A 20964-nucleotide genomic window follows, 5' to 3' on the forward strand; every position below is an offset into this window, starting at 1 on the left:
AGTTGTAGGTTGTAAGTTGTATGCAAACGGAGTACAAGAAATATACGGAACTCAATGTATGGATTGAAGCCAGAAAACTTACTAATAGTATTTACATCATAACAAAGTCCTATCCAAAAGAAGAGCAGTTCGGATTGACTAACCAAATGCGACGCTGCTCTGTTTCAATACCTTCAAATATTGCTGAAGGATGTGGCCGAAATCACAAGAAAGATAGTTTGCAATTCTTTTACGTATCAAGAGGTTCATTATATGAGTTAGAAACTCAACTTTATTTAAGCCACGACTTAGGCTTTTTGAACATTTCACAATTAAACGATATTTTAGAGCAGTTAGAAACTGTGAGGAAATTACTTAATGGTTTTATCCGTTATTACACTGAATAACCTAAAGGCACTTAAAACTCACAACCTTCAACTTACAACTAACAAATGAAAATAACAGACCACATAGCAAACGCCAAAGGCAAAACCCTTTTCTCCTTCGAACTCCTTCCGCCTATGAAAGGTAAGGGTATTCAGGGCATATTTGATGCCATAGACCCGCTGATGGAGTTTAAACCTCCGTTTATTGATGTTACCTCATCGCGCGAGGAAAGTGTGTATAAGGAGCATGCTAATGGCTTGCTGGAGAAGGTGAGCTATCGTAAGCGCCCCGGCACCGTGGCTGTTTGCGCGGCTATTATGAATAAGTACGGCGTTGACGCCGTGCCTCACCTAATATGTGGCGGATTTACAAAAGAAGAAACCGAATACGCGCTGATAGATCTGCAGTTTTTAGGCATACAAAATGTTTTGGTGCTGCGTGGTGATGCCCGTAAGGCCGAACCATCGTTTGTGCCTACACCCGGCGGGCACTGCTATGCCAACGAGTTGCTGCAACAGGTAACGGATATGAACAATGGCAAGTACCTGCACGAGGATCATGTATCAGTTAAGTCTGATTTTTGCATTGGTGTGGCCGGTTATCCCGAAAAACATTTTGAAGCGCCTAACTTAAAAACCGATTTTAAATACCTGAAGCAAAAAATCGCGGGCGGTGCCGACTTTATAGTCACCCAAATGTTTTACGATAACAGCAAGTACATAGAATTTGTAAAACAATGCCGCGAGAATGGTATCAACGTGCCAATTATCCCCGGATTGAAGCCAATAACATCATCCAAACAGCTGATTAATCTACCCAAGATCTTCCACATAGATATGCCTGAAGATTTGAGCGATGCCGTACACGCCTGCAAAACAGAAGCGGATGTTAAGGAAGTGGGTATTGAGTGGATGATAAACCAGTGTAAAGAACTGATTGCCTTTGGTGCGCCGGTAATGCACTTTTATACCATGGGTAATCCAGGGCCTACAAAGCGTATTGCGGAGGCGATATTTTAGGGGATTGGTTGATTAGAGATTAGTTGACTAGCAGTTACCTATATTCTGTCATTCTGAGCAATAGCGAAGAATCCTGTAAAAGCGATGAGCCTGGCGCTCGGTTAGCCAAGCGTATAAGATTCTTCGCTATTGCTCAGAATGACAGTCTTTTTGAGTGCTAACCTCGTCTATCTAAATCCGATATCCGAAATCTCACACATTCTTCCCGTCAATAATCTTAAAGAAATCATCGCGGTAGGTATCGCCAACGGGGATTATCTTCTCACCTATGCGGATGCGGCTGCGTTCAATGCTGTCAATTTTGTTAAGGGCAACTATGTATGATTTATGCACCCGCACAAAATGCTTTTCGGGAAGGGTGTCTTCCATCTTCTTCATGTTTTGCAGGGTAATAATACGCTCGTTGGTGGTAAAAATAGAGATGTAATCTTTTAAGCCCTCAATAAACAATATATCGTGCAGGTATACCTTCTGTATTTTATGCTCGCTTTTAACAAAAATAAAATCGCTCATAAAATCCTGCTGTTGCTGCTGTACCTGCTGCGCCGGTTCAGCTGGTTGACCCGCCACCGGTTTTATAATGCTTTGCGCTTTTTGGGCCGCTTTGTAAAAACGATCAAATGCTATGGGCTTCAATAAATAGTCAACCACATCCAACTCATAACCCTCCAAGGCATATTGCGGATAGGCTGTGGTTAGTATAACCTTTGTTTTTCCGTTAGCTATTTTCAGAAACTGAATGCCGGTAAGCTCCGGCATCTGCACATCCAGAAAAACAAGGTCTATGCCGCCATCCTGCACCCGGGTTAGCGCTTCAATAGGGTTGGTGGTAGCCTTAACCAGTTCTAAGAAAGGGATTTTGGAAATATAATCTTCCAAAATGTTTAGCGCCAAAGGCTCGTCATCAACTACCAAACATTTTATCATGCTATAAAACTAAGGATAATTCGCAAGTGTACGTATCAATTTCGTCGCGTATTTCTAAACTATATTTCCGCGGATAAAGCAAGTCGAGCCTGCGTTTAACGTTGCTCAGCCCAATTCCGCCGGATGCATCACGGTTATCAGTATGTTTTTTATTCTGAATAAAGAAGTATAAGCTGGTAGCATCAATTTTGATGAGCAGCTTAATGGCGGTTGCGGCATCGCTGGCCACGCCGTGTTTAAAGGCGTTCTCAATAAACGCGATCAGCAACAGGGGCACAATACGCTGGTCGCCCACTTCGCCTTCAATCTTAAAATCAATAAAAGCTTTTTTGCCAAACCTTATTTTTTGCAGGTCTATGTAGTTTTGCAGGTAAAGCAGTTCTTTTTCTAAAGCCACTTTATTGTCGTTGCTTTCATAGAGCATATACCGCATTATTTCTGATAGCTTAAGTATAGCCCCAGGCGTATTTTCTGATTTTTGATAAGCCAGCGAGTAGATGCTGTTTAAGGAGTTAAACAGAAAATGAGGATTGATCTGCGATTTTAAAAAGGCGAGCTCTGCAGTAAGGCGCTGATTTTCCAGATCGCGTTGTATGCGCTCATTCAAAAACCAGTCAATACTAAACTTTAATACAATGCTTAAAAATATAAACATCAGCCCGGTAACGGTGGTGCTTACAAAGTACTGCCAAAAGCTCATAACGGCGGATATACCATTACTGCTTCGCACCAGCACATCATTAGGAAAAATAAGCGCTATGCCATACTTGGCCTGGCCGTAGGCAATTACAATTATTAATACCGTAGCGGCATAAAGTGCGTAGTTTTTACTGTTTAAAAAACGCGGTATCAATACCAGGTAATTAAGGTAAAACAGGCTGATGTTGATGGCCCCGTAAAGCGCGAATAATACCAGCACGGTGTGCACGCTCATGCCGGAGTTGCGTATGGCAAACAAAATAAACGAGATGAGGCTGAGCCAAATAAATATGTGCCAGAAGATCTGGAAGCCTTTTTTCATTATCCCAAATTATATATTTTGTGCTTTAAGGCTACATTATTTATATACAGCCTACATTTATATCGATAAACCGCCTATTATTATCGACGAACGCCTTATTAACATGCCGCAACCGTTCATCTATAAATAAAAACAGTTGGTCTAAATGATTTTAGCAGGTTGATATTTTGATATTTCTTTGTATCATAAAATCAATCGCAATGAAAAAATTAGTTAACAACACCAATCCTTTTGTAATGTTACTTGCACCGCTAGTGTTTGCCCTGGTAATGGGTATAAGCTATCAGTTTGAACAAAAAAAGCACGAGGCAGAAGTGGCAGCATCGTCTACGGTAAAAGCTACATCGCTATTTGTTAAAGGTGTTGCTTTTTTAAAAACTGTAGCTTCAGTTAAAAAAGACAACGTATGGTAATTGAAACTAAAGACCTAACCTTTAAATTCGGCAGTCAAACTGTCGTTAACTCCCTATCTCTTCAAGTTCCGCAAGGAAGTATATATGGTTTTCTTGGCCCTAATGGTGCCGGGAAAACCACTACCATTAAACTACTGCTTAACCTGTTAAAAAATGAACAGGGTGATATAAAAATATTCGGTTTGGATTTTGCTGCCAACCGCACTAAAATACTCGCACAAATAGGCTCTTTAATTGAGCAGCCAGCTATATACAGCCACCTTTCAGGCAGAGAAAACCTTAAAAACCGGGCTATACTTTTACAGGTTGATGAAAGCCGGGTTGACGAGATGCTTCAGCTGGTGCAGTTAACAGAGGCGGCCCATAAAAAGGCCGGCAAGTATTCATTGGGAATGAAGCAGCGCCTGGGCATAGCTTTGGCCCTGCTGCCTGATCCAAAATTACTGATGCTTGACGAGCCAACAAACGGCCTTGACCCCAACGGGATTATAGAGATACGCGAGTTATTAAAACGCCTCACCAAAGAACATGGCAAAACGGTTTTTATATCCAGCCATTTACTGGCCGAGATTGAGCGAATGGCTACCCATGTAGCTATTATTAATAAAGGCGAACTGCTGTTTCAGGGCGAGATAAAAGAGCTGGAAGGCCTGAGTAAACCCCAGGTACGTATAGAGACCGCTAACACAGTTGATGCCGCCAACTTGCTTACTAAAAATGGATATGTGGTGGGCGAAGTTAATGATGACCACCTTACCGTGGCTTTTAAATCAAAAGAAGATACCGGCGCCATTAACGCTATGCTTAACCAGGCGGGCATATCGGTATATAGCATACACAAAGTGCAAAAAGATCTTGAAAACCTATTCTTAAACATCACTCAAAACCAGGCTATATGAAAGGCTTTATATTATCATTACAGTCTGAGTTTTACAAAAGCCGTAAAACATTGGGCTTTTGGGCGGCCATATTATTGCCCTTATTGCTGGTGCTTTTAACCACAATAGGCTATTTTATTAAAAGCAATGAGTTAAAAGGCGTGCCCGGGATGGTATCGTGGTTGCGTTTTGTAGGCGTACCCCTTAATGTTATGGGTACACTCTTGTTACCTATGTATGTTATTTTTATTACGTATTCCGTTAATAATATTGAGCATAAAGCAGATACCTGGAAAACCTTGTTTAGTTTGCCAATACCTAAGTGGTCGGTTTACTCGGCCAAGTTTGTATACGCCTTATTCCTGGTTTTTATAACGTTGATGTTGTTCGCGCTTTTTACTATTGGTTTTGGTAATTTATTGGGTGTGCTTAAGCCCGAATTAAAATTTGCCGATTTCCATATGGAAACCATATTGCTTAACATTTATTTAAAATTGTTCCTGTCATCATTAGGTATCCTTTCGCTGCAGTTTTTATTTAGCCTGATGTGGAGCGATTTTTTGAAGCCGATGGGAATTGGCTTTATACTTTTTATTGCAGGTGTTGTTTGCGCTGGAGGCAGTTGGAAATATAGCTATACTATCCCTTACGCTCATCCATTGCTGGCTATGAAAAGTTTACCTCGCAAACCCATGAGTTCAGCCGATTTTAAAATAGAATTGTTTACACAGGAAGTTTTAATAGCTCTTGCTGTATCTGCGGTAGTGTTTGTGGCAGGCTTTTATATTGTACAAAAACGAAGCGTGAAGTAAGGATCTTTATACACATAACAAAAATAGCGATGGGTTTTAAACCCATCGCTATTTTTGTTAAAGGGAAAGTCATGCTGAACTCGTTTCAGCACCCCACATGCTAAGCAAGTGTTTGTGTTCTGTGAGTTGCCGAAATAAATTCGGAATGACTTGGCGGTGAAGTAAAACGGTCATGCTGAACTTGTTTCAGCACCCCATATGCTAAGCAAGTGTTTGTGTCCTGTGGGATGCGGGGACACCCTTGGATATATGTCTTATTCAAATTACCTTGCAACTAAGAAATAAGTTATACGTGCAAGTTAATCTAACAACTATGAAAAACATCCTCATCCTTATCATAGTACTCTCTTTTACTAGTGTATATGCCCAAAAGTTGCCTAATGTGCAGCAAATAAGCCTGCGCTCGCCCGCTAACGTAAAAATAGATGGAAAAGCAACAGAATGGGGAAATAAGTGGCAGGCTTACAATAAAGGCACGGGCTTTTTTTATAACGTGGCTAACAACGCAGGCTATTTATATATAATTATACATGCAACTGATGCACCCGTTACCCGTAAAATTATAGGCGGAGGTATTTCGCTTACCATAAGCACCGACCGTAAGACAGACAACGCAGTGCGCCTTACGTATCCCGTTTTAGCATATGAAAACAAAAAGTATATCAATTACAATAATGCAAAGGTTATTGACGGTGAGCCTTCCGGGATTTATCCCGATTCAACCATAACCGCAAACAACAAAAAACTGTTAACTATGGCAAAAATACTGTCTTTTGGTAAAGTTAATGGTAGCGATACGGTGTTGTCTGTTTATAACAACTATGGGATACAGGCAGCGATGCTTTTTAACAATAAAATGGAACTTACTGTAGAGTTAGCGCTTGATCTAAAGCTGTTAAAACCCATTATTAACGGCTTAAGTAAATTTACATATCACATTGAGTGCAACGGTATGGAAATTATGAATTTAAATGGGTTTGATATTGTGTACAATCCGGATGGAACCAGTAAAATGAAACCCAGACCAGGTGCACTGGCACCGCTAGAAATAGAACAAGCCTCCTATACCACCGATTTTTTTGGGGAATACACCTTGGCAAAATCAGATAGAGAATAGCAATTGTTCGCCGTCCTCCGCGAGAGACCCTGCGGGGACAAAAAAACTGTCATGCTGAACTTGTTTCAGCACCCCATATGCTAAGCAGGCGTTTATGTACTGTGGGATGTCGAAATAAATTCGGCATGACTTGGCGGGGGTAAAAAACTGTCATGCTGAACTTGTTTCAGCACCCCACAGCTAAGCAGGCGTTTATGTCCTGTGAGTCGCCGAAATAAATTCGGCATGACTTTAAAAATCTTGTCTCTTGATTCTTCTAAAAAAGTCATATTTTATTTATTAGCAACTTGTGTTAATGCCAATGCTGTAAATTTGGGTCGAAAGCCATGTCAGACACAGAATCCACCCCGCCGGTAAAAAAAGACACATTTGCAGCACTGCGTTATAAAGATTTCCGCTCGTACCTGGGTATGCGTTTCTTTTTTACGTTTGCTTACCAGATGCAGGCGGTTATACTGGGCTTTTACATTTATCACCTTACTAAAAGTGCCTTTGCTTTGGGCTTGATTGGCTTAAGCGAGGCTATCCCCGCCCTAGGCTTTGGTTTATTTGGTGGATACATTGCCGATAAAAGTGAGAAAAGAAAGATGCTTTTATTGGTTTTTACGTTAGTGTTCCTTTCATCAGCAGTAATATTTACCGTCACGCTTAAAAATGTAAGCGCCGCAATTCATCAGGATTGGGTGGAGCATATTATTTATGTTATGGTCTTTTGTAACGGCATTGCCAGGGCTTTTTATGGGCCGGCCGCATTTACAGTGCTGGCGCATAGCGTGCCTAAAGAGCTTTACCCTAACTCAAGCACCTGGAGCAGTTCGGGCTTTCAAATCGCGTCGATACTCGGCCCGGCCGCCGGCGGACTCATCTATGGCTTTTACGGCATAACCGCGGCGTTTACAGTTATCCTTTTGTTTTTGCTAACCGCGTTAATATGCGTTTTCTTTTTGCGGAAATATCCGCCCGTTTTTGTTCCTAAAGAGAGTATCTGGAAAAGCCTGTCGGAAGGATTGCACTTTGTTTTTCATAACAAAATGATGATCAGCGCCATGAGCCTTGATCTTTTCTCCGTGTTTTTTGGCGGGGCTGTTGCCTTGCTACCGGTTTTTGCTAACGAGATACTGAAAGTAGGAGCGGAGGGGTTGGGCATTATGCGCGCCACCTCTTCAACCGGGGCCGTTGTAGTAATGTTGGCTATGGCCCGCATCTCGCCCATGGGCAAGCCCTGGCGCAATCTGCTGATAGCGGTAGCCGGGTTTGGGCTATCTATTATAGGCTTTGCGCTCTCGCGCAATTTTTACTTATCATTATTGTTTCTTTTTGCCGAAGGCGGATTTGACAGCGTAAGTGTATTAATACGCGGCACCATTATGCAACTGCTCACGCCAGATCATATGCGCGGCAGGGTATCGTCCGTAAATCAAATGTTTATTGGCTCATCTAATGAGATAGGGGCGTTTGAATCGGGAACAGCAGCAAAACTACTGGGTACGGTACCTTCGGTAATTTTTGGTGGCAGCATGACGTTGCTTATAGTAATAGTAACGTTCTTTAAAACTAAAAAGCTGGTGCCTTTATCGCTTAACCAGATCCATACACCGAATCATACCGATCCTCCAAGGGAATAATATTTGTCCCAAAGCGAGACATTAAGACAATGAGAAAGGACATAATATAAATTTCTTATTATCAGCAACTTGTATCTTAAATGTGAAAATAGTACTATAAAAATGCGAATTTAGTATTGTCCCACTTTGTCCCACGGGAAAACATCAAACAGTTAATTGTCAATTGCTTACAAAAAAAATTGTCCCAAAGTGTCTCACTTTGTCTCACATATGCGTGGGACAAGTATGTTAACTTATTCTTCCTCTAACGACACTTTCTCTCCAATCTGCTGGCGCCACATGGCGTAATACAATCCTTTTTGCAGCAGTAACTCGGTATGCCCGCCCCATTCTATAATACGGCCTTTCTCCAGCACGTAGATCCTGTCGGCATGCATAATGGTAGATAAACGGTGAGCGATAAGGATGGTTATATGATCGTTCAATACCGATACATCTTTTATGGTTTCGGTTATCTCCTCCTCCGTAAGCGAATCGAGTGACGAGGTGGCCTCATCAAACACCAGCAGATCCGGCCTGCGCAGCAGGGCACGGGCTATAGAAAGCCGCTGTTTCTCCCCTCCGGATACTTTCACACCACCCTCGCCAATAACCGTATCCAGGCCGTTGTTTGCACGCGCAAGCAAGGTTTGGCAGGCAGCTCGTTGCAACACGGTCATACATTCCTCGTCGGTAGCATTGGGGCGCACGAATAATAAATTTTCGCGTATGGTGCCAGAGAAGAGCTGGGTATCCTGTGTTACAAAACCAACACGCTCGCGCAGCTGATCAAGGTCAATTTCTTTACTTACTATTCCGTTATATAAAATATCGCCCTCCAACGGCTGGTACAAACCCACCAGCAGCTTTACCAAAGTAGTTTTGCCGGAGCCTGATGGGCCAACAAATGCAATTGTCTCGCGGGTGTTGGTTTCAAAGTTAATGTGGTTAAGCGCGTTGCGGTTGGCGGTTAGGTGCTTAAAGCTTACGTTATCAAAAGTAAGTTTGGTTACTTTATCTAACAGAACCGGCTTCTCGGGCTTTTTGTCAATAGGGGTGGTTATTATCCGTTCAAAGTTAGCCAAAGACACCTGCGCCTCGCGCCATGATTGTATCACGTTGCCCAGCTCCTGTAGTGGATTAAACAGGAAGAACGAATAGAACAAAAACTGAAAGTAATTACCGGGCGTTAACGTGTGCTTAAATATCAGCATCAATAACACAACTATCATTACACTGCGCACCAGGTTAACCGTGGTACCTTGTATAAAGCTCATGCTACGCACAAACTTCACTTTCTTGAGTTCAAGGTCGAGTATTTTGTAGGTAGTTTTATTTAGCCGGTCTATTTCTTGTTTAGCCAGGCCAAGACTTTTAACCAGCTCAATGTTTCTTAATGATTCGGTTGTGGATCCCGCCAGCGCTGTAGTTTCAGAAACAATGCTTTTCTGGATCTTTTTTATTCGCTTACTTAATAAAGTACTTACAATCGCTATAACAGGTATGGCAGTAAAATATACCAACGTAACCTGGTAGTTTACTTTTAGCGAATAAACAATAACAAAAACCATCCCTACCAGGCTTACAAATAGTACGCTTATAAAAGAGGTGATAAACTTTTCACAATCCTGCCTTACCTTTTGTAAAATGCCCAGGGTTTCGCCGCTGCGCTGGTCCTCAAAAACCTGGTAAGGTAGTTCTAAAGAGTGTTTTAGACCATCGCTATACATTTGCGCGCCTGTTTTAAGCACCACTATATTGGTAAAATAATCCTGAAAGTTTTTTGCTATACGCGATACCATGGCAGCGCCAACCGCTAAACCAACCATCAGCAGGGCACCGTGTAAACGGTATTCGTATGTTACTGTTGCGCTATCAGCGGGCAGTATGTAATTGTCCAGTATTTTCCCGGTTATTAGGGGATCAACAAGCGAAAATCCGATGTTAATACCGGCAAGGGCAAGTGCCAGCGCAACCGTCCATTTATGTTCTTTAAGATAGGATAAGAGTATATTCATAAATTATATGTGCAAACATAAAAAAAGGGAATGGCTAAGTAGCTCATTCCCTTTTAATTTGACAATGCAGTTAAACTACACGGTCATGATATCTTTTTCTTTAGCATCAGATAGCTGATCTACTTTTATAATGAAAGCATCGGTCAGTTTTTGAATCTCGCCCTCGCCGGTTTTCATCTCATCTTCTGATACGCCTTCTGATTTTAGCTTACGTATTTTCTCGTTGGCATCTTTACGGATGTTGCGGATACCAATTTTGCCACTTTCAGCTTCGGCTTTTGCTTTTTTAACCAAATCGCGACGGCGCTCTTCAGTAAGCGGTGGTACATTAATGCGGATAATGATGCCGTCATTCTGAGGATTTACGCCCAAATTGGCTTCCATAATTGCTTTTTCAATAAGCCCCAATAATGATTTTTCCCAAGGCTGTACCACAATAGTGCGGGCATCGGGTGTGTTAACGCTACCTACCTGACTAAGAGGGGTAGGGCTACCGTAGTAATCTACCACAATATCATCAAGCATAGATGGGCTAGCCTTGCCTGCACGTATTTTATTTAGTTCATTATCAGTATGCGCTATTGCCTTATCCATAGCGGCCTTAGCGTCGTTTACCTGTTTTTTAATGAGTTCGCTCATTGCTGTATTTATTTTTTTTCAAAAATATGAATTTCTGTGAGAGTCAGGAAGCAAGAGTCAACAATCAAGGCAATTTAGTCCGGATATTCATCTTGTTTCTTGAATCTTGGCTCTTGAATCTATAGCTTACTTTACCAAAGTACCAATCTGTTCGCCGCTGGCTATCTTCATAAAGTTGCCTTCTTTGTTCATGTCAAAAACAATAATGGGTAAATTGTTTTCCTGGCAAAGCGTAATAGCCGTCATATCCATTACATTAAGGCCTTTATCATACACTTCCTGAAAAGATATTTCGTCAAAGCGGGTTGCGGTTGGGTCTTTCTCCGGATCAGCAGTATAAATACCATCAACACGGGTTCCCTTTAAAACAACGTCGGCCTTTATCTCAATAGCACGTAAAGATGCAGCTGTATCGGTAGTAAAATAAGGATTGCCGGTACCTGCGCCAAATATTACAATTTTTCCCTCCTCTAAATGGTGCATAGCTCTGCGACGAATATAGGGTTCGCATACCTGCTCCATTTTAATGGCCGATTGCAAACGAGTTTCCACACCAACGGTTTCTAAAGCATTTTGCAGCGCCATGCAATTTATTACGGTTGCCAGCATGCCCATATAATCGGCCTGAGCCCGGTCCATGCCTGATTTTTCTGCACTTAATCCCCTGAAAATATTACCTCCTCCAACAACTATTGCTATCTCTATCCCTTTTTCACGTACACTTTTAATATCCTGGGCATATTGTAAAACCTGCTTGTTATCAATGCCATATTGCTGGTCGCCCATTAACGACTCTCCACTAAGTTTTAGAAGGATTCTTTTGTATTTCATATAGATGTTGGGTTTACCAAAAATATAGAATTAATGTTACTGTTAAAATTTTATGTCGTATTTGTTAAGCAGCCCCCTCTGGATCTCCGCCTGAAAGGGGAGACTTCAAACCGCTCATTAAAAAGCCCTCCCTACCGGCAAGGGTTGGGTGGGGCTATGGCAAAAAAAAACCCCCTCGTGTAAACGAGGGGGATAAAATAATTAAGCTCCTAAAGCTACCCGCTTAAAGGCGGTTACCGTAAGGCCCTTATCAATGCTGCTTAAAAACTGTGCAACACTTTTTGATGAATCTTTAACAAACTCCTGGTTTAACAGGGTTGAGTCTTTGTAAAACTTATTCAGTTTGCCGGCAGCAATTTTTTCAACCATTTCTTCTGGTTTGCCTTCAGCACGAATTTGTTCTTTAGCTATCTCTAACTCACGCTCAATAACCGTAGCATCAACGCCGTCTTTATCAACAGCAACAGGGTTCATTGCAGCAATTTGCATAGCAACGTCTTTACCTGCTTCGTCAGCACCGGCAACATCAGTACTTAAGCCAACCAATACACCTAAACGGAAGTTACCGTGTATGTAAGCTACAACTTTTTCGCCTTCAATTACTTCAAACTTAGATACGCCTATTTTCTCGCCAATTTTACCTGTTTTTTCAATGCAGGCTTCAGCTATAGTAGGGCGTGAGTTTTCAATGTCAATAGACAATTGGTTTAACTCCTCTAATGATTTTGGATTTTGCTCCACCGCTTCGTTAGCAATGCCGTTAGCAAAAGCAACAAATTCAGCATTTTTAGCAACAAAGTCTGTTTCGCAGTTCAGCTCAATAATAACACCGCGTTTTCCATCAGCAGATGTGCGCGCAATTACCACGCCTTCGTTTGATTCGCGATCCTGACGGCTGGCAGCTACTTTAGCGCCTTTTTTTCTTAAAAAGTCAATGGCTGCTTCAAAGTCGCCGTTAGTTTCGGTCAAGGCTTTTTTGCAATCCATCATACCGGCACCGGTTTGCTGGCGTAATTTGTTTACATCAGCGGCAGATATTTGTACTGTAGACATTTTGTATTTATGTTTTAAAAGTTGAAAGTTGCAAGTTGAAAGTTATAGGTGTAAAAACTTACAACCCATAACTCACAACTTACAACTCTTTAATAATTATTCTTCAGAGCCTTCAGCAGCAGGTGCATCGTCTTCTACAGCGGCAGTAGCTTCAACAGCACCTTTACGTGCTCTTTTGCCTTCGCCTGCAGCAGCAGATCTGTCTGCAACTTCAGGAGCATCAGCTTTCGCTTTAGCCTGTGCAGCTTCTTTTTCAGCTTCGTCGTCTTTCTCGCGTTTGCGCTCGTCTAAACCTTCTTCAATAGCTTTTATTATGATACCGGTGATCAATGAAATTGATTTGGTAGCGTCATCATTCGCAGGGATAGGGAAGTCAATGTTTGAAGGATCAGAGTTAGTATCAACCATTGCAAAGGTTGGGATATTTAACTTTAATGCTTCAGAAACAGCGATGTGCTCTTTTTTAACGTCGATAAGGAAAAGCGCAGCAGGTAAGCGGTTCAGATCGGCAATACCGCCTAATAAGCTTTCCAATTTAATACGCTCACGCTGTATCATCAGTCTTTCTTTTTTAGAAAGGTTGCTGTAAGTACCGTCTTTAGTCAATTTATCGATGTTTGACATCTTTTTGATTGACTTGCGTACAGTAGCAAAGTTGGTTAACATACCACCTAACCAACGCTCGGTGATGAAAGGCATGTTTACACCTTTTGCATACTCAGCTACAATATCCTTAGCTTGTTTCTTAGTAGCTACGAATAATACTTTGCGGCCTGATTTTACAATTTGTTTTATAGCTGCAGCAGCTTCTTCAACCTTTGATAAGGTTTTATTTAAATCGATAATGTGTATACCGTTGCGCTCCATGAAAATGTATTGAGACATTTTCGGATCCCATTTGCGGGTAAGGTGCCCAAAGTGTACACCAGCATCCAGTAACTCGTCATATGTTGTTCTTGCCATTGTGTTGTTCTCCTTAAAATTTTAACGTTTACTGAATTGGAATCTCTTACGTGCTTTCTTGCGTCCTGGTTTTTTACGCTCAACCATACGCATGTCGCGTGTCATTAAGCCCTTGGCGCGTAGCGCAGGTTTCTTATCAGCATCAAGTTCAACAATAGCTTTAGCAATAGCTAAACGAACGGCTTCTGCCTGTCCTTTAACACCACCACCTGCAACGTTTACTTTAACATCATATAATCCGGCTGAGCCAGATACTTCTGTTGATTGAGTAACAATGTATTGCAATGGCAATGTTGGGAAATATTCTTTGTAATCTTTACCGTTAACGGTAATAGCACCGCTACCATCAGTAAGGTAGATACGTGCAACGGCGGTTTTTCTTCTGCCTGAAGTGTTAGTTGTTGGCATTTTTCTTTTTCCTTAGTTAATGATTAAATAGCTTTTGGGTTTTGTGCTGCATGAGGATGCTCGGCACCGGCATATACATGCAAATTGCCAAACAATGCTTTGCCCAAACGATTTTTAGGTAACATACCACGCACTGCTTTTTCAATTACGCGCGTTGGATGTTTTGCCATTAACTCCTTAGGAGAAATGAAACGCTGACCGCCCGGATAACCGGTGTAAGAAACATATTGCTTGTCGCTAAATTTGTTTCCGGTAAGCTTTACCTTGTCTGCGTTGATAACTATTACATTATCACCACAGTCTACGTTTGGGGTAAATTCAGGCTTGTTTTTTCCACGAATGATCATTGCGATCTTTGTAGACAAGCGCCCCAGGATCTCGCCTTCAGCGTCAACAACAACCCACTGTTTGTTAACGGTTTTTTTGTTGGCAGAGACAGTTTTGTAACTTAACGTATTCACTTGCTTTAAATTAATTTAATAAAATGTTTATTTAACCCCACTTTTTAGGGACTGCAAAGATACGGTTTAAACTTTTATTTGCAAGGGGGATGGAAGGATATTTTGCAGGAAAGATTTAGCTGTCCTCAACAGAAAAATTATTAAAACAAAAAAACCAATCAACTTAACCAGAATGTACCCGGTGAGGTTGATTGGCGGAATAGATTTATCAGTACTTATTAAAACAACTGTGCTACAATATCATCAGTAGAAAGGCCTTCTGCCTCGGCGTGGTAGCTACGTACTATACGATGACCTAAAATAGGTTTTGCTACGGCTTGTACATCCTCAATATCCGGCGAATACTTTCCGCTTAGCACGGCATGGCATTTTGCGCCTAATATTAAATACTGTGATGCACGCGGACCTGCACCCCAGTTAAGCAGGCGTTGAACCTGCGGAGCAGCGAACTCGCCACCGGGACGGGTTTTAGCTACCAGTTTAACGGCATACTCCAGCACGTTATCAGCAACAGGGATATTACGTACCAACTGCTGAAAATATATTATTTGTTCAGCATTAAGCTGCTTGGTAACTTCCTGCTTTAAGGTGCTGGTGGTATTGCGTACCACCTGAACTTCTTCTGCAAATGATGGATAATCAAGCGATACTTTGAACATAAACCTATCCAGTTGCGCCTCTGGTAGTGGATATGTACCTTCTTGTTCAATAGGGTTTTGCGTAGCTAACACAAAAAATGGTTGCGCCAGCTTATGGGTAACACCCGCTGCTGTAACAGATTTTTCTTGCATGGCCTCTAACAAAGCTGCCTGTGTTTTTGGCGGGGTGCGGTTTATCTCGTCGGCCAGGATGATGTTGGAAAACACCGGGCCCGGGATAAATTTAAAATTTCTGTCTTCACCCAGTATCTCGGCGCCAATAATGTCAGATGGCATTAAATCTGGAGTAAACTGAATACGGTTAAAATCAAGGTCAAGCACCTGCGATACAGTTTGCACCAGTAAGGTTTTTGCCAAACCGGGTACACCCACTAATAAGCAGTGCCCGTTACTGAAAATGGAAATGAGTATAAACTTAACAACTTCGTCCTGTCCCACTATAACTTTACCTATTTCTGTTCGTATTTGCTGGTACGCTTGTTTTAAGGCATCGGCGGCCTCTACGTCAGATCGGTGTTGCATAATGTTAAGGGTTTTTGGGTTTATTTGATTGAAGCTGTTACAGTTGACCAGCCTTGCAATTGCGGACATTGCTGGTATTGCTTATCTATTTTTATATAGTTTTCTTTTCTTTTTTTCTCAAACCACTCGCTCATCACCCGGTTCATTTTGTTAGAGTTAGCCATGGCCTTTATTTTAGGGTAGTCTTGTTCCAGGTTAGCCTTATGGGCATCAGTTACCGATTTAAGGTAATAAACACGATAACTGGCTTTACCCGTATTTGGGTCAGTATATAATTGGGCTTTTGAAATTGCCCCTACTTTCATAGTGTCAATTACCAAAGCAACCTGCGGATCAAGGCGGTTAGTAGGAATAAAAGTGGTACGCACCTCAACGTTATCCGGATTTAACAGCATACCACCACTATACTTGGTTTCCTTATCGTCAGAAAAAACATTTGCCGCACTTGCAAAGTATTCTCCCTTTCCTTTGCTATCCATTATTACTTTGTAAATAGAGTCGGCTTTGGTCTGCGCACGTTTAACGCTTGCCTCGGTTATTTTGGGCATAATCAATATATGGCGTGCATGTACGTTCTCGCCCCTGCGTTCAATAACCTGTAAAAAGTGAAATCCAAAATCGCTTTCAAACACCGGCGATGTCTCGCCTGCTTTAAGTTTAAAGGCCCAGGCTGAAAACTCTTTTACGTAACCCGTCCGGTCGCCAAAGCCCAGGTCGCCACCTTCTCTGGCAGAAGCAAGATCATGCGAGTAAAGTTTGGCAAGGGTGGCAAAATCTTCGCCGTTTTTAAATCTCTCTAACAAATCCTGTGCTTTTTTTCGCGAATCTTCTTTTTCTTCCTTTGATAGTTTCGGATCAATAACAATTTGGCCTACCTCTACTTCTTTGTTAAAAGTTGGCAAACTATCTTTTGGTATAGCATCAAAAAACTTCTTTATCTCCTGCGGAGTGATATTGATCTTTTCAGTTATTTTAGCACGCATCCTCTCGGCCAGCATACCCTCCTTAATTTCACCACGAATCTCGTCCTTATATTGTACTAATGATTTGTTAAGAAACTTTTCTAAGTTGGCTTCGCCACCGGCTTGTTGAATACTGCGGCGCATGCGGCGGTCTATCTCGTTATCAACATCATCATTTTTTACCTCAATACTATCTATTTGCGCCTGGTGGTTAAGCAGCTTTTGCGAAAGGATAGATTGCAACAGCGTGCACTTAATATCCTCATTAGGCGGGTTGCCGTTAGACAAGTAAAGCGAGTATTGAAGATCTAGATCTGATTTTAAAATAATATTGCCCCCCACGGTTGCCACAATCTTATCCAGCACTTGTTTTTGAGCGCTGGCGGCTGTGGTAAACAAAACAAAACCTATAATTACTAATGTTATCTTTCTCATGTAAAAATTAATATGTACCTACTGCAACAAATCCGTATAACAAACGCCATTTTTTGGCAAATCTTATTCCCTACAACAACGCGCAAACGGAGCGCAAAGATAGTGCAGATTTATAATTGTGCGAATATGCCGATAAAGCTTCAAACACTTTAACTATTTTTGGTTAAAATTTGTTAAAAGTGAAAGTAGAAGACCCTGCCGCGTTTCGGTTCATAATAAACGAAGATATCTATTTGCTACCCCACGATAAAGAGGTTGAAAGTAAAAAAGTTGTTAAGGAAGCTGAAAGCGTGCCTTTTAGCTTCAACTACGAGGGAAAAAACAGGAAGAAATTTTTGATTTTGACGCACTATCCCGATCACGAGGCTATATATGCTGTACATTTTACTGCTCTGGAAGCAATTCTTTCCCGAAAGGGCTATCAAACAGATGATGTGGCGATTTTGAATATGGCCAGAAACGATGCCGATATAAACACGCTAACTAACCATTTCAGTCCAGAAAAACTGCTTATCCTGGGCCATAAGGCGATCCCTGTTGGCATGGAAGAGCCACAGTTTAATCATTCGCAGGCTATAGGCGGACGCAATACCTTATTGAGCTTTTGCTTTGACGACATGATGGAGAATACTGATAACAAGCGCGCCTTTTGGGAGCAAATGAAAAATCTTTAACCCATGCAGCAATTAGTATTTGCCACCAATAATGCCCATAAACTTGCCGAGGTGCAGGCTGCTGTGGCTGGAAAGATAAAACTTTTAAGCTTAAACGACATTGGCTGCCACGGTGATATTGACGAAACAGGCTCAACATTTAAAGATAACGCATCTATTAAAAGCCATTTTATAAATAGTAAGTACCATATAAATTGTTTTGCTGATGATAGTGGCCTTGAAATTGACGCCCTGAATGGAGAGCCGGGTGTTTACTCGGCGAGGTACGCGGGGCAGCATGGAAATCACGCTGCTAACAATGGCAAAGTGCTTACGCAACTGGCAGACAATCCTAACAGGAACGCGAGGTTTATAACCGTTATTTCGCTGATATGGAATGGGGAGGAGCACTTTTTTGAGGGGACCGTTAATGGTAGCATACGCACCGAATTATCAGGTAAGGATGGTTTTGGATACGATCCTGTTTTCCAACCAGATGGATATAATATTACTTTTGCCGAAATGAGCCTCGCGCAAAAAAATGCGATAAGTCATAGAGGAAGGGCGGTTGAAAAGCTGGTGGAGTTTTTGAAGAAAAATACGTAAAATGGTGCACTTTTATTGATAAAAGGTGTAGCCGTATACAGCCACTTAACCCTTTGTAGTTTGTATACACTTTTTCGCAATATTCTGATAAATAACAGGTTAATTATTTAGTTTATTGCAAAATTGTATTGAAAAAGCCCAATACAACCAATAGTTGTATACACTTTTGCCAGCTGCCTCAATTACTTATTATCACATCATAAACTACCTGCTTAGGTGGCGCGGCGTCTTTAACCGGCGTAGTTGCCGGCTTATCCGTGCCTGGTTTTACCGGCGTTTCTTTGCCTGTGCCCTTAGTTGCCGCGGGTGGCGCGGTTGCTTTTTTGCCGCCGGATGGTTTAACTGCTACCACAGGCGCATTGGGCTTGCCGGCTATGCCTGTAATATCCTCTTTAGTTTTTGGGCGCTCCTGGGGTTTCCAGATAAATCCTTTTAAAATTTTGTCGTCATCCTTAACCTTGTTTATGGCGTTCGCCTTCATTTCGGTATTTCCGTAGGTATTTGCGCGGCCAAGTTTGCCATTTTTAAAACGGGCTTTTATAATATTGGCTATTTCATGCGCCATTTCTGTAACTACATTTTTAACAGAATCGCGGTTAAAATAAATGGTCTCCGCATTGCCGTTCACCTCCATGGTATTAAGGCGGCTGTCTTTAAAAGTGCCATGTATCTTTTTCCCGCTCACCTGGTTAAAATGCAGCGAGTCGTTTTTTTCAATATTTACAATAAAGCCGTTCGGAAACAGATCAATGTTGTCAATTTTTCTGTTCTTCATTTGCAAGGCAATGGTATCGCCCGTTAATTGCGATCCCTGCGTCCATATTATAGGGTTAACAAAAAGCCGTATGGTAGAGTCGCTGCTGCTGTAATATATTGAGTCGGCTTTAGCCTGCAGGTCAGACTTGAATATTTTGGCGGCATGGTATCCTATAATAATACGCACCTTTGCAGTATCACTTAGCATCTTAGCCTTTAACGCTACCGAATCAATTTTAACTGCCTTTGTTGCGGCAGGCTTTGTGTTAACGGGGCTTTTTGGCGCCGGGGCCTTTACTACAGGCTTAGCTGCAGGTTTAACTGGTGCCCCAAAAAAATCGGGGTGTATAAAGCTGGTGTCTGTTGGAAAAGACGGAGGCGTAATTTTTAAAACCTTTGGTAAAGTGGCTTTGGTTAACATTACGCTTTTTGGCCTTCTTGCAGCGGCTGTGTCAGGGTTGTCTAAAAGATAGCGCGCCAGTTTCATCTCCCGTTCCTGTTTTACAGTAATAACACGCGTAATAATGGTATCGGCACCCATATACATAGAGTCTACTTTGGCCGTTGGCTGTAGTGCAGCGGAGTCTTTTAAGGCAATTGCATTAGGATTTGCCTTTTGGTTAGATACAGCTTTATTTGGTGGTGCGTTGCCTTTTTGCTGCGCCGCCTTCATAACCGTATCGGTAACGGCTTTTAAGGTTAAATTGGCTGCAGCAGGTATTTTTGCTGCGCTCGCGCTTTTTATAACAGAATCGGTTACCGCTTTTAAAGTAGGCTTAGCGGCGGTAATTTGATTAGGTACCGATTTTGAATTTGCTGATGTAACAGCAAGTGCGGTTTTTTTTATAGCGACACCTTTTTTTGCCGCAGATAATGAATCTTTAGCTATGGTTTTGATTACAGAATCGGCGGGGACCTTACTTTTAGAACTATCCTGCGTTACAAAAACAACATAAGGGTTTTGCGTAATTTTAGCAGTTTCGGCGTCCTTATAATACTCGCCCAAATGGCCCTTTACAGTGGCATGCTGCTCTTTATCATCAAATACCACATTTTTAACCGCGCGGCCATAGCCTTTCAACCTATCATAAAAAAGACTGTCGCCTTTTAGTGTTTTGCTGCCTTGGGTGTACAGATTTTTTTTGCCGAAAAAAGCCTGCTCGGTTTGGGTTTCATAGCGCCCGTTTTCGGTATACAGCACATCCTTGTCTTTGGTGCCGGTAATAGTTGTGGGCCCGTAAAACCAGGAGATGCGACTGCCGGAGTTATATCGCAAGGTATCCGTCCGGATAATAGCATCGGGGGTAGTGCAAATTACGTTATACCTAAAATACGCGTCGCGGCTGCCCGCTAAATAATAGCCGTTTTTGCTGGTTAATGTATTGTCTTTATTAAAAAGCTTGCCCCCGCCGGTATAAGTGCCAAACTTGGTAGCCGTATTGTAGGTGAAAAAGTCGGTTGTTAAAGTGGCGTCTTTATCCACCATTTTAACATTACCGGTTAACGTGGCTAATTTTGTATTGCCATCATAATGCAGTTTATCCGCAAAAATGTGCAGCGTATCGCCCTGGTTTATGATAACATGGCCATAAGAGTCTACCATGTTATCATCATAATAAAACAACGAACTATCTGCTGTAAGCGTAGAATAATCCTGCCTGAAAGATCCTCTGTAGAATTTCATTGCAGGTTTGCCATTCCTTTTGGTGGCAACACTGGCAGAATCTGACCCCAAAAGCGTAACCCTTGACGTGCCCGGCCTTTGCGCCATAGCGGTGCAGGTAATAAACAATAACAGGAGACTTAAAACGTATTTACTCACTTGGCAAAATTAGTTTTTT

Annotated in this window: 21 protein-coding genes; 9 read left to right on the forward strand and 12 right to left on the reverse strand. The window is 41.9% G+C overall.

Annotation, left to right across the window (positions count from 1 at the left end):
- The first annotated feature begins 20 nt into the window (after positions 1-20).
- The gene (locus ACFQZS_RS17275; protein WP_377102212.1) at positions 21-386 is read left to right on the forward strand and encodes a four helix bundle protein; all 366 of its coding nucleotides are present in this window, start codon (positions 21-23) and stop codon (positions 384-386) included.
- Between the two features lie 45 nt (positions 387-431).
- Entirely contained in the window at positions 432-1385 is a 954-nt protein-coding gene (gene metF, locus ACFQZS_RS17280) for a methylenetetrahydrofolate reductase [NAD(P)H] (RefSeq protein ID WP_377102213.1), read from the forward strand.
- A gap of 192 nt (positions 1386-1577) precedes the next feature.
- Here the strand turns inward: metF and ACFQZS_RS17285 are convergent, their stop codons facing one another.
- Together ACFQZS_RS17285 and ACFQZS_RS17290 are read right to left on the reverse strand one after the other, a co-directional pair.
- On the reverse strand, positions 1578-2312 hold the full coding sequence (locus ACFQZS_RS17285) for a LytR/AlgR family response regulator transcription factor (RefSeq protein ID WP_377102214.1): 735 nt from the start codon (positions 2310-2312) through the stop codon (positions 1578-1580).
- A 1-nt stretch (position 2313) separates the two neighbouring features.
- Complete coding sequence (locus tag ACFQZS_RS17290; protein WP_377102215.1) at positions 2314-3333, reverse strand: sensor histidine kinase; 1020 nt, start codon at positions 3331-3333, stop codon at positions 2314-2316.
- A 200-nt stretch (positions 3334-3533) separates the two neighbouring features.
- Here ACFQZS_RS17290 and ACFQZS_RS17295 point away from each other — a divergent pair, with 200 nt between their 5' ends.
- The 5 genes from ACFQZS_RS17295 (at position 3534) to ACFQZS_RS17315 (ending at position 8178) form a co-directional block, all read left to right on the forward strand.
- A complete protein-coding gene (locus tag ACFQZS_RS17295; RefSeq protein WP_377102217.1) occupies positions 3534-3746 on the forward strand; it encodes a hypothetical protein in 213 nt (70 codons plus the stop codon).
- Positions 3740-4645, forward strand: coding sequence for an ABC transporter ATP-binding protein (locus tag ACFQZS_RS17300; RefSeq protein ID WP_377102218.1), 906 nt, complete (start codon positions 3740-3742; stop codon positions 4643-4645). The genes ACFQZS_RS17295 and ACFQZS_RS17300 overlap by 7 nt, the downstream gene beginning before the upstream one ends.
- Positions 4642-5436, forward strand: coding sequence for an ABC transporter permease (locus ACFQZS_RS17305; protein ID WP_377102220.1), 795 nt, complete (start codon positions 4642-4644; stop codon positions 5434-5436). Before ACFQZS_RS17300 ends, ACFQZS_RS17305 begins: the two co-directional genes overlap by 4 nt.
- A gap of 313 nt (positions 5437-5749) precedes the next feature.
- A complete protein-coding gene (locus tag ACFQZS_RS17310) occupies positions 5750-6553 on the forward strand; it encodes a hypothetical protein (RefSeq protein ID WP_377102222.1) in 804 nt (267 codons plus the stop codon).
- Positions 6554-6879: 326 nt separating this feature from the next.
- Positions 6880-8178, forward strand: coding sequence for an MFS transporter (locus ACFQZS_RS17315; RefSeq protein WP_377102223.1), 1299 nt, complete (start codon positions 6880-6882; stop codon positions 8176-8178).
- A gap of 233 nt (positions 8179-8411) precedes the next feature.
- On the opposite strand, the gene ACFQZS_RS17320 is transcribed toward ACFQZS_RS17315, so the two are convergent.
- The 9 genes from ACFQZS_RS17320 to ACFQZS_RS17360 all read right to left on the reverse strand — a co-directional run bounded on the left by ACFQZS_RS17320 (position 8412) and on the right by ACFQZS_RS17360 (position 17108).
- Positions 8412-10175, reverse strand: coding sequence for an ABC transporter ATP-binding protein (locus ACFQZS_RS17320; protein WP_377102224.1), 1764 nt, complete (start codon positions 10173-10175; stop codon positions 8412-8414).
- A 75-nt stretch (positions 10176-10250) separates the two neighbouring features.
- A complete protein-coding gene (gene frr, locus ACFQZS_RS17325) occupies positions 10251-10814 on the reverse strand; it encodes a ribosome recycling factor (RefSeq protein WP_377102225.1) in 564 nt (187 codons plus the stop codon).
- Positions 10815-10940: 126 nt separating this feature from the next.
- Complete coding sequence (pyrH, locus tag ACFQZS_RS17330) at positions 10941-11645, reverse strand: UMP kinase (protein WP_377102226.1); 705 nt, start codon at positions 11643-11645, stop codon at positions 10941-10943.
- A gap of 201 nt (positions 11646-11846) precedes the next feature.
- Positions 11847-12698, reverse strand: coding sequence for a translation elongation factor Ts (gene tsf / locus ACFQZS_RS17335; RefSeq protein WP_377102227.1), 852 nt, complete (start codon positions 12696-12698; stop codon positions 11847-11849).
- A gap of 96 nt (positions 12699-12794) precedes the next feature.
- A complete protein-coding gene (gene rpsB, locus ACFQZS_RS17340) occupies positions 12795-13661 on the reverse strand; it encodes a 30S ribosomal protein S2 (protein WP_377102228.1) in 867 nt (288 codons plus the stop codon).
- A 21-nt stretch (positions 13662-13682) separates the two neighbouring features.
- The gene (gene rpsI / locus ACFQZS_RS17345) at positions 13683-14069 is read right to left on the reverse strand and encodes a 30S ribosomal protein S9 (protein WP_377102230.1); all 387 of its coding nucleotides are present in this window, start codon (positions 14067-14069) and stop codon (positions 13683-13685) included.
- Between the two features lie 23 nt (positions 14070-14092).
- Positions 14093-14530, reverse strand: a complete 438-nt coding sequence (rplM, locus tag ACFQZS_RS17350; RefSeq protein WP_294792728.1) for a 50S ribosomal protein L13 — start codon at positions 14528-14530, stop codon at positions 14093-14095.
- Between the two features lie 218 nt (positions 14531-14748).
- Positions 14749-15711: an AAA family ATPase gene (locus tag ACFQZS_RS17355; RefSeq protein ID WP_377102232.1), complete on the reverse strand. Its 963-nt coding sequence runs from the start codon at positions 15709-15711 to the stop codon at positions 14749-14751.
- Between the two features lie 20 nt (positions 15712-15731).
- A complete protein-coding gene (locus ACFQZS_RS17360; RefSeq protein WP_377102234.1) occupies positions 15732-17108 on the reverse strand; it encodes a peptidylprolyl isomerase in 1377 nt (458 codons plus the stop codon).
- 179 nt (positions 17109-17287) lie between these two features.
- Here ACFQZS_RS17360 and ACFQZS_RS17365 point away from each other — a divergent pair, with 179 nt between their 5' ends.
- Both ACFQZS_RS17365 and ACFQZS_RS17370 read left to right on the forward strand, forming a co-directional pair.
- Positions 17288-17782: a hypothetical protein gene (locus tag ACFQZS_RS17365; protein ID WP_377102235.1), complete on the forward strand. Its 495-nt coding sequence runs from the start codon at positions 17288-17290 to the stop codon at positions 17780-17782.
- Positions 17783-17785: 3 nt separating this feature from the next.
- Complete coding sequence (locus ACFQZS_RS17370; RefSeq protein ID WP_377102236.1) at positions 17786-18367, forward strand: non-canonical purine NTP diphosphatase; 582 nt, start codon at positions 17786-17788, stop codon at positions 18365-18367.
- Between the two features lie 178 nt (positions 18368-18545).
- On the opposite strand, the gene ACFQZS_RS17375 is transcribed toward ACFQZS_RS17370, so the two are convergent.
- Positions 18546-20945: an OstA-like protein gene (locus ACFQZS_RS17375; protein ID WP_377102237.1), complete on the reverse strand. Its 2400-nt coding sequence runs from the start codon at positions 20943-20945 to the stop codon at positions 18546-18548.
- Positions 20946-20964 lie beyond the last annotated feature (19 nt).

This window comes from Mucilaginibacter calamicampi, assembly GCF_042676765.1.
In the GTDB taxonomy this organism is placed as follows: Bacteria; Bacteroidota; Bacteroidia; order Sphingobacteriales; family Sphingobacteriaceae; genus Mucilaginibacter; species Mucilaginibacter calamicampi.